Genomic DNA, 12,110 nt, shown 5'->3' on the forward strand with positions numbered 1-12,110 from the left:
TTAAGGATTAAAGAATGAGTAATTCATACTCCAGTACTTATTCAAGTACTTACACTGTGGCTGATGTTGAAAAGGTCATACGTAGTATTAAAGCAGATTTAATTATGATTGCAAGTAGTACAAGGGCTATGACGGAGGATAAAGCTCGATCATATGCTCATGATATTGAATTACTAGCAAAAAATGAATATTTATCCAAAGTTGATGTAACTTTGATATCTTCACAAGGTTCAGAGATTAAAGCACTAAAATATATTTTTCAGTCAGAGAATGCTTCAGGTGGTGAAAGACCGGGCGGAGTTATGTGGCCCTATACACCTAGCGGACGAGTTAGAATTATTTTATCGTATACTGAAAAATATCGTAATGAATCAGAAAAATCTTCCAAATTAGTATTGGAAAATAATTGGGTCTCGACAACGGAAAGTACCACTCATAGCACCCTTTCTAATTCTGGAGGACGAGGCTATAGCAGTAACGGTTATGGAGTTAATAGGAGTGACTATTCATGAATAAATCGACAGTTTTCGAAATTAAGACAGATTTGCCGATTAAGGCATTAGATGATTTAGCTGACAAACTACTTGGGTTCGATTCTAGATATTTACGCATTAAAAAACATTTGCAACTTTTACTTCAAACTGATGAGTTAAAGCAATGGAGCGAACAGAAACATGGTAAAAAATTAGCAATTATTGACCTTCTGCTTGACCAATATCCTTTAGCTATTTTTCATGGTGATGTAGGTACTGGTAAAACTGCAAATGCAGAGGCTATAGTCAACAAATTGGCTCGAGATGCGAAAATTGAAGATGCCTTGCTATTTAAATTAAGTAATAAAGTTAGAGGCACGGGTAAAGTTGGTGAAATGGGTACACTAATTTCACAGGCATTTGATGAAATAGCTAGATCTATTGGAAACGGTAATGGTCGTGCATTTCTGATTATTGATGAAGGAGATTCGCTTGGAGCATCTCGAAGTCAAGAACACAGTCATCATGAAGATAAAGTGGGCGTAAACACACTGATTCAATCAATTGATGAATTAAGAAAACATGGAGGTCGTATATTTGCAATTTTATGCACTAATAGGTTAGATGCATTAGATGCTGCTGTTTTAAGAAGAGCTTCTATCATTGAAGAATTCACTCGTCCCTCAGATGAAGAAAGGCACGAACTTTTTACTCTTGACCTATCTGATCTAAATTTTTCTAGGGATCAAATTGCTGAATTAGTAAGTAAAACAGCTGCTCATGGACAAGAGCCAAGTTGGACTTATTCAGATATTCGTACACGTTTATATCCAGCCGCAGTTGCTTTAGCATTTCCAAATACTGCATTGAATATCTCACATTTTCAGCAGGCTCTAAGCAAGCTTAAACCATCACCTAAAATGGATACATAAAAATATCTTAACTTAAGGAGGTTATGCATGTGTAAACATGAGGTCTATATATCTGTAGATATTGAAACATCAGGTCCTATAGTTAGCGAGCATAGTATGCTTACTATAGGAGCTTGCTTAGTTTATGAGCCTGATATTGAGTTTTCCATAATGTTACAACCCATTAGTAATAAAGCGGTTGAAGAGGCGTTGAAAGTTTCTGGTATAACTTTAGAGCAGGCACTTGAAAAAGGAATACCTCCTTTGGAAGCAATGGTTCAATTTGAACATTGGATTAATCAAAATGTATCTAAAAATGCAAAGCCCGTTTTCGTAGGACTTAATGCTCCATTTGATTGGTCTTTTATTAATTTCTATTTTTTGAAATATTTGGATAGAAATCCATTTGGCATCACTGCTATAGATATTAAAGCCCTTTTTATGGGGGCTACAAAATGTAACTGGCATGATACAAGATCTAGTTCAATACATAAATATGTGAATGCCAGTTTGAAAGGGGATCATGACGCTTTGCATGATGCACGATACCAAGCGGAGTTATTTAGACTAGTTTATTCATTAAATCTATAGTTGTTATAGATTAATATAATTTTAATTACACTTTTTTCTGGTAAAAATAGTATGACCAATAAAATTAGTTCAGAACAGGCAGTCGAGCATGCTTGGAAGTACTTCGAGCTACATTCAAATCAAAGAATTACAATGTTTAACTATTTTCTTTTTATTGTTGTAGGATTAGGTACAGCTATAGGCGTATCTATGCAATCTTCAATTACATTTGCGTATATAGGAATATTTTTATCTATTTTCTTAAGTGTAAGCTCGTTCTTCTTCTGGAAGTTAGATCAAAGAACATCATTTTTGATTAAACAATCGGAAGAAGTTTTCAAAAAATTAGAAAGAAACTCTTCAATTGATATTGGAATTTTTTGTAATGAAGAAAATAATTTAATAAAAGCTAATGAAAAGAAGAATTTCTTTTCAAAAATTATGACTTACGGCTCTATTTTTAGGGCAACTTTTCTGGTGATGGGAATAATAGGGATTATGGGAGTTCTAGTATTTAGCTTAATTATTGCTAAAGAAATTTCTTTTGAGTCTAACTCAAAGGTTGATAATACTCCAATTTGTAAGAAGTAATTGTAATGAAATACATATCTTATTCTTATGCCATACAAAATTACTTTGAATACTCTCAGTAATTGTAAAATAAAGATTATGAGCTTTTTCCATAATCTGTGAATTTGTTTGGATAAATGGAATCTCCGTAATTTTTTTGATTCGCCCATCTTTGATTATGTTAAATATTCAAATTCAAACGCATCCTATCAAGGGATATAGATGCTTAGCACTTGCATGAGCGTTTAGTCTTTTACATGATTGGTTTTTTTAGCTCGATGTTGAAATGCTTTCTTGAAGTACTCCGCCCCTGCTTTGTTGTAAGCTATCAATTCTTGTTCTTGTTTCTCAGTTAATTTAAGATGTCGAGTATATTTATTATTGTTCGGTACTATAATTTTCAGTTGCTGTTTCATGTTGATTTCCCTTACGCTGTTCTAAGGCTTACCTTACTGCCTCAACATTCTTTAATTTGTTCTAACATTGGATTTTTAAGATGCCCAACCTATTGTTAGATAATCTTGTTTAAACGGTAGCCAAATTCTTTATAGCTATATTCATCTAAACCCTGTTTTTCATCAAGGGATTGTCATATATTTTACTAGACTGCAACATCCACCTAGTAATCAAAGGCAATCATAACAGTTGCTACCACAACCTTACTATCACGATTGCCGATATATACTTTTAATCGGTCAACACAGAATTTGAACCATAATCTATGTTAAACGATTTTTTAGAAATTAAAATAATAAACTCAGCCACTGATAATTTTATATGATAACTGAAGTTACGCAGCCCTTTAAAAAAGCGCTATCATAACAAAAAAAGCAGTCAGCGAGAGTAAACAAATGAACAAAGACATGATAGAACTCTACAGCGACTACCTCATCGCAAGTTTTGGGCAAACCACCGCCACAGGACTTGCCAATCTACTACAAGGGAGCATCTACCATGACAGCATCACCCACTCTCTAAACAGTGAAACACTCACCGCCAAAGAACAATGGCAACTGATTAAACCCATGCTAAGACAGCATGAAAATGCCACACCCAATGCCATCGGCTATCTCATCTTTGATGACACCATACAGCCCAAACCGCACACAAGCGTCGACGACATCAACTGCTGGCACTACGACCATACCCAAAACAAAAATGTTAAAGGCATTAACCTGCTTAACTGTCTGTATCATCGCAAAGATATCGACATACCCTTAAGCTATGACATCATTACCAAATCCAATGTCTTTACCGATGACAAAGGCAACGTTAAACGTAAAAGTAATAAAACCAAAAATCAGCGACTGCTTGATATGTTTGATAGGGCAATCAAAAACCAAGTCAAATTCGACTATGTATTAGCTGATTCTTGGTTTTCAGCCAAAGCGACATTCAAACATATTCGTAAAGCTAACAAGCATTTCATCTTTGCGTTAAAGTCAAATCGCTTGGTGGCTTTAACCGCGGATGATAGAGAAAAAGGTAACTTTGTACGTATTGATGAATCTAATCTACCCGATAATACCCCTGTTCGCGGCTTTTTAAATGACTATCATGATGAAGTCTTGTTATTACGCCGAGTCTTTACAAACAAGGACGATTCTACAGGGGTGTTATATCTGGTATGCTCAGATTTGCAATGCGACAAGGATAAATTTATCAACGGCTATCAAAAACGATGGCAGGTTGAAGTGTATCATAAGTCGTTAAAGCAAAATGCCAATTTGGGTAAGTCGCCTGCTCATAGCCAAAGGGCTCGGTTTAATCATATGTTTTTAGCCACGTATGCGGTGTTTAAGCTTGAGTGTTTGAAAATCAAAACCAAGTTAAATCATTTCGCTTTGCGTACGAAGTTACTACTTTCTGCTAATCAGTCGGCTTTTGCCCAGCTTAAGGCTATTAGCGGTGCGTAACTTCAGTTTATAAGAAATTCTACGTCTGAGATGTTTTATTTTAGGGGAGAGTTACAAATCAACCACGAAAATATTTTTAAAAATTTCGCCTATTCATACCATCATGGTATTTAACTTATTGCAAACAGCCATCCTAAAACACTTGCAACAATATACCAAGCGATTGCCAGAAAACCAGGTGCGAGAAATAAAGCAAATAGATTGCCCCAAGTTAATTTAAGTTTTTTGAGAATATAGCCCAGTGACAGTGGCATAATCACAAATAGTGTTAGAAAGCTATACAGCGCCATGCCGATCAAACCAATAAGGCCATTTAAGTTCGGAAAAGGGGTAATATGGATATCCATCATCCAGTCCCATACATCCACAAAGCTATGTACAGGCACAAAGATGGCGTAAAAATAAAATGCAAGCGCATACTTATAGGGTGCACTAACCGTAGGCCACGACATAATAAGGCCATACAACCAGTAGCCAACAGCACCAATAATGGCTAGACCAATCACCACGGTAACATTATTGACCTGCATCCTTGTCTGTCTGGCTCTTGCATCTAAATAAGGACTTTGAACCGCCACCACTATTTTCTTTTCTTCCATCGTACACAATACCAATCACTATCGAAGTAAAAACACCGAAGTTTGTTAACTATTTCATCGCGCAATTTCAAACAAGTTACTGACTCGATGGAGCAAATAACCGCATAAGTTGCACCTAAAACAGGTTCATAATAGCTTAAACCTAAAATAGGTGCAATGAATTTTCGTACGTCTATACACTCGACTAAACAGCAGCAATTACGGGCGATCTTTAAAAGTCAACGGGAAGCGTTGGGTTTAACGCAGCGGCAATTAGCTGACCAAATGGGCGTCATTTATTCGCTGATTGGTAAAATAGAGACCGGTGATCGACGGTTGGATGTCTGTGAGTTTATTACCTATTGTCAAGCTTTAAAGCTCGATCCTTGTCAGGTGATAAAACTGTTAGACAATAGCTAGGCATCGCTGATTTTGAAGATAAGGCTTGTTGTTTGCTGTATTTGGTAAAACGCTTGCTTTGTCATTGACCGTAAATACGGGTAGATCAACCGCATAGCTTAATTCTACCCCTCAATTAATTTGCCTAAAACCCAGGTCCCCTATTACTTGGATATCTAGGCTCGGGCGCATCGCTAGATTTACCTTGCCCTTTTACCCGATCCACCGTCGACACAAGCTTGGCATACCCTGATAAATTATAGGGCGTTTGGTGTACATACGCTTCGGCTTGATCCGGTGTTACTGTTTGGACATGACTGCCATCAGGCGCTGCAACCGTTAAACGCCCTGCTTTTGCATGCCCCACCAACTGATCACGAACCCCCTCAAACATTCTTTTAAACATTGCCTTTAGCATCTCAAGCACTACCCCACTAATGGCTTGAGCTTCGCTAAGTACGCCTCGAAGGTGGCTTGCGTTTGTTCTAACGTCGTCTGCGTCTGTGTTAATACGCCAGAAATGTGGTGTATAGAAAAAAGTTCGTCGGATTCGTCGGTCACGGATTTCTCGAGTTTTTCCATGGCTGTCTGCAATGATTGGATTGAGGTGGTCACGGTCTGCATGGAGTCCTTTAACTCGCTCAGCGTACTGTCGATGCCGCTGTCGTCGATTGCTGAGATGCTCTGCAATTTGGTCAAGGCTGCTTGTGTCTTTTCTTCCAAGAGCCGAAATTCTTCTCTCCCTAACTTTAGCATTTTCAACTGCTCTCGATTGGTGGTCTTTAATTCGCTCAAGCAAGCTTCGATCGTTTGGGTTAGGCTGTTTGTCTTGGCGTCGATCTGCTGGTCGATATGCGCCGATAATTTCGTCAATAAGATCTGACACAGCGTCGTGATTTCTGTGCTGATCGTCTGATCGATATGCTGCTGTAACTCGCTTTGAATCTGATTGATCCGTTTGTCGAGCTGGTTGTGCAAATCGCTCGATAGTCTGTCTAAAAGCTTGGTGATGAGTTCGGTAGGCGTCGGTTGGTTCATGGCTAATTACTTCTGTTTGGAAGATCTGTTTTGTTGGGTTGGCGTCGGTAACATCGAGTTGTCCGGTGGCGTCAGTAATAAGATCTTGTTGTCCGCTTCTGACTTGGTACAGTACGCGGTCAACTGATTTTTCGGCATAATAATGACCCCATCTGGGTCGTGCTTGTTCGGATAAATATCCATCATAGAAAATGCCTTGACCTCTAAAGGCGTTCGGCTGATATAGTGCTGCAGCGTGTCCAACTGCTGTTGAGCCTGATACACCTGTTTGCCCAGATAATAATGGTACCCGAACAAACCGATAGCGGCGAAAATCCCTAAAGCGGTGACTACCCAGGCGGTTAATCCTAGCCGGTACAATCGGTTCAATTGACGTTGATGCGCTATCATCGTCTGCTGGGTATCTTGCATCAGCTGCTCGCTGACCTGCTTGATTTGGCTTGGAATCGACTGCAACGTCGTCTGGCTGGTCGCCACCGCTTGATCGCTCGCTTTGCTCACCGCTGCCTGTAATGCAGTCAGGCTGGCGTTCACCTGTGTGTTCACGTCTGTCACGCTCGTGGTGGTGGTCTGACTCAAGGTACTGACTGTCTGCGTTAAATTCGTCAACGCTTGGGTTAACTGACTCAGCTGCTGTTGTGCCGCGGTTATCTGCTCGTTGCTCAGATTTTTTGAGTTTTGGATCAAGGTTTGGCTCAAAGCCTCGATCTCGCTCACGGTGGCTTGCAAAGCGTTTTTCCAATCGCTGCTGGCGTCTTTCACGCTCTCGCTGATTGATGCTTTGAAGTGCTGCTCGATCGCTTGGTTGTCTTTTTTGCGTTGTGCCAAGCGACTCGAAACGCTGTCGGCTAAATTCTCGCTCATAGAGCATCCCCTTTAATTTAATATTACGGCCACCGTTAGGATTTTTAATGGAAATCGATTGGCCATCCTTAGCAATACGGGTAATCTCAAATACCTCACCAATGAGCCCAATCACATCCGCTTGGGTTTGGATAGCCTCATTACTGGCAATCTCATCAATCAGCCAGTTGCCGATATTCTCCTCATCAAAGACTTGAAGCGGTGGCGGTGTTTTACCCGAAACTACTGCATGCTGCTGCTTTTCTTGTTGCTTTTTAAGGCTATACTCATACCCCTTTAATCGATAAGCCCGCGTACGACTCGGATCATCGGGATCCACCAAACCATAATCATGATTGGTCAAATCTTTCCAGCTATCCACCAACCTTAGATCAAGCTCATGGTAATACACCGGCAGCGCCTTACCACTGGGCAAATGGATCTCAGCAAATACAAAATGCAGCTCTTGACGATCTTTATCTTTGTGCTCAACCCAATAGCCGCTATATTCTCCAGGCATTAAACCAGGAAACAAATTTTGTTCAAACGACTCAATGATCTCAATTTTTTGTGCATCGGTAATCGACTCTTCTGGGGCAAACGACAACACCCCTGAGGTATAAATCTTATTATTTTTAATGCCATTAATCACCTCCGTGGTATCCACCTCATTACCATAAATCAGCCGTGCCCCCTCACGCGGTTTGGTTTTATCCTCTGACGCAAACAACAAATAATTGCGTACTGCCCCACCCCCACCTGTGCGTGTCAAAGCGCCTTTACGCACCCGACCATGATTAAAAAAACGCACCAGCATTAACAACGCTCATCACGGTTGATCACATCAGTGGTATCAAGTACCGGCGCATCACTCACATACGCATCCGCTTCTTTAACCGATTTTAGTGAATACTGTTCACGTAACTGTGCCAACTCATCACCCAATTTTTGTAGTGCAAATGATAGGGATAACACATCCAATGTTTGCTTGGGATCATTAGATACCGTATGTGCATAACGCGTTAACTGATTTACATTATTGCCAATACTCACCAGCTGCCTTAATAGCTTAGGATCAACCATCGGCAAATCATGCACGCGTTTCGCGGGTTTAGGTAATTCTAATAAAAACACCCGAACAAACTCTGCCATCTGCAAACCAAAACCCTCTGCGCGACTTTTAAGCATTGTATGTTCTGCATCCGTCAGCCGTAAATTTAACCGAGTCTGTCGTTTCTCACCATCAAATTGTTTGTTTTCTGCCATTAACACAATCCCATTTGCCAACGTGGTTGGGGGTTTTAAAAGGGGGCTTCGCCCACTTTTACCAGCGACAAGGTAACACAGCACGTAGTGATCTGGTAACGCTGTCTTTGCTGGCTATAAAAACGTCTGTTAGGTTTTACTGTTTTCTTTTGATTATACGCATTTGTTATTCTTTGACAATAGGTGGCTATTTATTTTTTTACCAGATGTTGGTATGATTTTTAGGATTAGTCACAACATAGGGGGTATTAGATGTTAGCGTTAAGTAAAAAGGATCAAAGTTATTTAGACAAGTTATTGAAAAATCTTGCAGGTAAAAAGAAATTATCGAACATACAACAGCAGATTGTGTTAACTTCTCAAATTGATCCTAAGTCAGAAGATGATGTTAAAAAGTTGCGTTTGTTGATTAATGCGGATCGTAGTAAAACGGCTGCCCGTGAAAGTTCTAAGCAAGCGTTGCAGATTGATAAGGATAAGCTAATAAAAGCACAGGCGCTTCTTGAACAAAAACAAAAACGTGTCGGTGAGGTTTTTTTATCGGCGATTATGCAGGATGCGAAGTTTAGTGATAAGTTTAGTTATGCTAAGTTTTTAACGAAGATGTTTGAGCAAGGTCATTTTACCGCTCATGATCGGGTGTTGTTGTCTGAGTATTTGGCAAAGGATGTGGATCAAATTTCTTCAGTAAATTCGTCTATGGTATTGCCGGCTGAAGATAATACGTCCAAACCAGTTGCGGCAGTTGGTCAGCCTGTTTTTCATCAAGAGGCTAGTAGTGTTAATTTAGGATTGTCGCCAAGTGGTATGGCAGAAGGTTTGTCATTAACGCAGCATGATTAATGATTCAAGTGTATCGGGCGCTGTGATAGAAAATTGTTTCGCGTTGCGTTTGGCATTGCTTGTTTTTTGATTGCTTGTTTGATGATCGGTTGATTAGGTTTGTTTAAAAGTTACGAATGCGAATTTTTGTGTTGTGGGGTAGTTGTTTATGCGGCATGGTTTTATCGGTTAGCGTTTGTGAGTTCCCCAGGTGATGGGGAACAATTTTTTTAGACTTTTTTATTAGCGGTTGTTTTAGTAAGGCAAATCATCAATGATTGCTTTACTAGCTAGCATAGGAATATTGGCGAAATGTTGGCATTGGTTCGGTGCATGCATAAATGATTGACAGTCATCGCAGAGATAGTCAAGTTGCTGCAGATGTTGAAGATTGCGATAGTCAGGTTCGGTGATTCGCTGAGCGATGTTACATTCAATGCAATGGGTATGCGGGTGATAGGCTTTGACCTTTTGGGTGATGGCTGCAAGTTGATCCAAGGTGATGTGATACTGACTGCAAAGCTGCTGTAAGTGTGCTAAGGGTGTGGTGTGCCTGTTAGGGTTTTCATAGTAGGCTTGGCAAATTTGAAATTCAAACGGGTTTAGGCTGTTTTGTTGGATGTAGTGTAGGTTCATGCATACTTCCTTTCTTTAGTATCGTTGAGATGGGTTATAGTAATTCTGGCATTAGGGCTAAGAATTCGTGCTCAAGTTGCCGATAGGTTTCTTGATAATCGCCCGTGTCAATGGTGTCATAGATAGTATAAATCCATTGCTGAATGGCTTGGGTATTGCTGCAGCGTTTGGTTTGACCAAGATGTAGGTATAGTCCATCGCCCATTTGGATGCGTTGTTCTTTGATAAGGTTGCTGGTCAGCAGGTTGATTTGTTGTTGGCGTTCGTGCTTTTGGTCGAGTTGGTCGTAGATGTGTTGGATGACGGGGTTTGGGTGCATTTTTCTTTTCTCCGTTTGGGATATTTTGGTAAAAACAGTAGTTATATGGCATAATAACCTTACTTTTAGATGGTGATAAATTACTGTATAAAGTAATAATATTACCGCTTGTGGAATTTATTATAAATACTTATTGTTCCACTAGCAATAACTTTGTGTTAATTTGTGGAAATTTTTATGATTAAGCTTAATCTACCAGTGTTATTTGCTCAAAAAGGGATTCGGGTTGCAGACGCAGACCGTTTGACGGATATGGGGCGAACCACACTTTATCGTTTATATAATAACGAGGTGACACGCATAGACTTTGCTTCTTTAGAGCGCTTATGCAAGCTGCTTGACTGCACGCCTGGCGATATTATCCTGTATGAAGATGACGGCCAAACCGATTCACAAAAAAAAGAGCCAACTAATTAATTGGTTGGCTCTTTGATGTATAGGTAAGTAGGATTACCAGATCTCCCATAGTTATGTTTGTTATTTCAAAATATTAACAATTTTGCTTAGGCTAACATAGTGGTTGGCTTAATTTTTTTTACGATCTAACAACTCCTGAATCTTATGAAATGTATTAACCTGCTTAGGGTCTTTGAGCATGGCTTTCCAATCTTCGAAAATTTCAGGATAGTCTCGACGATCATTAGGTGACATTTTACTAGTGTTAGCATCAATAAATTCTTTTTGATAGACAGCGAGTTTTTTGATTTGAGCGTCGGTTAAGCCTTTGGTCTGCCACCCAAATAATTTTGAAGATTCTTTGAAAGTGGTAGGCGTAACATCTTTAAGATTATTTCCACTTCTTTTAACATTAAATTTAAACCCAGTGATCACTCTTCCAGATTTTATCTGACTGTAAGAAATATTAATATCAGTATGATCATTAATTTCCTTCACAGCTTTATCTAAAACCTTTTTTTTGAAATTATCTAATCTTTCGTATTCATGTTTTTCTAGTCCAAACTGCTCTCTTAGTGTACTTAGGTCAAAATCTGGTATTTCTTTAACTTTATTTAAGTTCCATTGTTTTACCAACTCAAATAGTCTATAGCTATATTGACTATCAAAATTTGCAGTCATTTTTAAGTAATACTCAGTAAACTGTTCTTCTAGTTTAGTGATTTCATCAACAATTGCAGGTGCAAAAATTAATTGTAGTTCAGCCTTATTTTCTATATAAGCGATTTCAGATACCCAACGAGTTTTTCTTTTTCGTGGATCCCCTTCATATGTATCCCTAAATGTTACTTGCCTTTCAAAAAGTTTTTCAGCAGCATCTTTTAAAGCTTTATATGCAGCATCTAATGAAACATTGAAAATTTTTGCATAAGTGTTTGGTTTGATAACTAAATGTTCAAATTTACGTAGCCCTTTATTTGATTCGCGTGCTGTATATATAGCTAAACCAATTAGTCTGTGTTCAACTAAATCCATTGAATAAGATGCTTTAATTAATTCATTAGATTTAACAACTTTTGGGTTCAAGGCTTTAGTCATAACGAGCTCACATTATGTTTTAAGAGATGATGTTCATACATTCTATCAAGCTTATCAATATTAAGTTACTATCAAATTATATTAGTAGTAGAATCAAGAGAAAAAGTAGGGTTTAGATTCAATAATATAGTTGCTAAATACGACATTATTCGAGTAAACATATGAATAAAGACCTTTAATTACATAATATTTAAAAATGTTGTAAAAATAATAATTCTACATGGATTATAACATAAATAATTCCAAAAAAACCTACTATTAAAAAATTGTAGGGA

At 38.6% G+C, this 12,110-nt stretch carries 15 protein-coding genes; 8 read left to right on the forward strand and 7 right to left on the reverse strand.

The genetic code is table 11. From position 1 onward, the window contains the following. The first annotated feature begins 14 nt into the window (after window positions 1–14). From ACAM39_RS11880 to ACAM39_RS11895, 4 genes are read left to right on the forward strand one after another with little or no spacing between them, the layout of a single operon-like run. Window positions 15–512: an HORMA-1 domain-containing protein gene (locus tag ACAM39_RS11880; RefSeq protein ID WP_369628655.1), complete on the forward strand. Its 498-nt coding sequence runs from the start codon at window positions 15–17 to the stop codon at window positions 510–512. After that, entirely contained in the window at window positions 509–1,405 is an 897-nt protein-coding gene (locus tag ACAM39_RS11885) for an AAA family ATPase (RefSeq protein ID WP_369628656.1), read from the forward strand. Before ACAM39_RS11880 ends, ACAM39_RS11885 begins: the two co-directional genes overlap by 4 nt. Before the next feature lie 27 nt (window positions 1,406–1,432). Next, window positions 1,433–1,975 (forward strand): 3'-5' exonuclease, encoded by a 543-nt coding sequence (locus ACAM39_RS11890; protein WP_135890322.1) that lies wholly within the window; start codon window positions 1,433–1,435, stop codon window positions 1,973–1,975. Window positions 1,976–2,026: 51 nt separating this feature from the next. After that, a complete protein-coding gene (locus ACAM39_RS11895) occupies window positions 2,027–2,545 on the forward strand; it encodes a hypothetical protein (RefSeq protein WP_369628657.1) in 519 nt (172 codons plus the stop codon). A gap of 224 nt (window positions 2,546–2,769) precedes the next feature. Here ACAM39_RS11895 and ACAM39_RS11900 read toward each other — a convergent pair whose 3' ends face one another. After that, window positions 2,770–2,940: a hypothetical protein gene (locus ACAM39_RS11900; protein ID WP_369628658.1), complete on the reverse strand. Its 171-nt coding sequence runs from the start codon at window positions 2,938–2,940 to the stop codon at window positions 2,770–2,772. Window positions 2,941–3,375: 435 nt separating this feature from the next. On the opposite strand from ACAM39_RS11900, the gene ACAM39_RS11905 reads away from it, so the two are divergent. After that, on the forward strand, window positions 3,376–4,440 hold the full coding sequence (locus ACAM39_RS11905) for an IS701 family transposase (protein ID WP_472828285.1): 1,065 nt from the start codon (window positions 3,376–3,378) through the stop codon (window positions 4,438–4,440). A gap of 110 nt (window positions 4,441–4,550) precedes the next feature. Here ACAM39_RS11905 and ACAM39_RS11910 read toward each other — a convergent pair whose 3' ends face one another. Beyond that, entirely contained in the window at window positions 4,551–5,039 is a 489-nt protein-coding gene (locus ACAM39_RS11910; RefSeq protein WP_369628660.1) for a hypothetical protein, read from the reverse strand. A gap of 156 nt (window positions 5,040–5,195) precedes the next feature. On the opposite strand from ACAM39_RS11910, the gene ACAM39_RS11915 reads away from it, so the two are divergent. Then, entirely contained in the window at window positions 5,196–5,438 is a 243-nt protein-coding gene (locus ACAM39_RS11915) for a helix-turn-helix domain-containing protein (RefSeq protein WP_007117406.1), read from the forward strand. A 124-nt stretch (window positions 5,439–5,562) separates the two neighbouring features. On the opposite strand, the gene ACAM39_RS11920 is transcribed toward ACAM39_RS11915, so the two are convergent. Then, window positions 5,563–8,115 (reverse strand): relaxase/mobilization nuclease domain-containing protein, encoded by a 2,553-nt coding sequence (locus ACAM39_RS11920; protein ID WP_309574678.1) that lies wholly within the window; start codon window positions 8,113–8,115, stop codon window positions 5,563–5,565. Continuing rightward, a complete protein-coding gene (locus ACAM39_RS11925; RefSeq protein ID WP_369628661.1) occupies window positions 8,115–8,564 on the reverse strand; it encodes a MobC family plasmid mobilization relaxosome protein in 450 nt (149 codons plus the stop codon). The genes ACAM39_RS11920 and ACAM39_RS11925 overlap by 1 nt, the downstream gene beginning before the upstream one ends. Window positions 8,565–8,816: 252 nt before the next feature. Here ACAM39_RS11925 and ACAM39_RS11930 point away from each other — a divergent pair, with 252 nt between their 5' ends. Beyond that, the gene (locus ACAM39_RS11930; RefSeq protein WP_309574679.1) at window positions 8,817–9,407 is read left to right on the forward strand and encodes a hypothetical protein; all 591 of its coding nucleotides are present in this window, start codon (window positions 8,817–8,819) and stop codon (window positions 9,405–9,407) included. A 234-nt stretch (window positions 9,408–9,641) separates the two neighbouring features. Here the strand turns inward: ACAM39_RS11930 and ACAM39_RS11935 are convergent, their stop codons facing one another. After that, entirely contained in the window at window positions 9,642–10,022 is a 381-nt protein-coding gene (locus tag ACAM39_RS11935) for a hypothetical protein (RefSeq protein ID WP_076776947.1), read from the reverse strand. Window positions 10,023–10,056: 34 nt separating this feature from the next. After that, window positions 10,057–10,341, reverse strand: a complete 285-nt coding sequence (locus ACAM39_RS11940) for a hypothetical protein (protein WP_239743975.1) — start codon at window positions 10,339–10,341, stop codon at window positions 10,057–10,059. A 177-nt stretch (window positions 10,342–10,518) separates the two neighbouring features. Here ACAM39_RS11940 and ACAM39_RS11945 point away from each other — a divergent pair, with 177 nt between their 5' ends. Beyond that, window positions 10,519–10,758 (forward strand): helix-turn-helix domain-containing protein, encoded by a 240-nt coding sequence (locus ACAM39_RS11945; RefSeq protein WP_007116192.1) that lies wholly within the window; start codon window positions 10,519–10,521, stop codon window positions 10,756–10,758. A gap of 108 nt (window positions 10,759–10,866) precedes the next feature. Here ACAM39_RS11945 and repM read toward each other — a convergent pair whose 3' ends face one another. Next, window positions 10,867–11,835 (reverse strand): replication initiation protein RepM, encoded by a 969-nt coding sequence (repM, locus tag ACAM39_RS11950; protein WP_239743977.1) that lies wholly within the window; start codon window positions 11,833–11,835, stop codon window positions 10,867–10,869. Window positions 11,836–12,110 lie beyond the last annotated feature (275 nt).

The organism is Moraxella sp. K02, from assembly GCF_041154755.1.
Lineage (GTDB): Bacteria > Pseudomonadota > Gammaproteobacteria > Pseudomonadales > Moraxellaceae > Faucicola.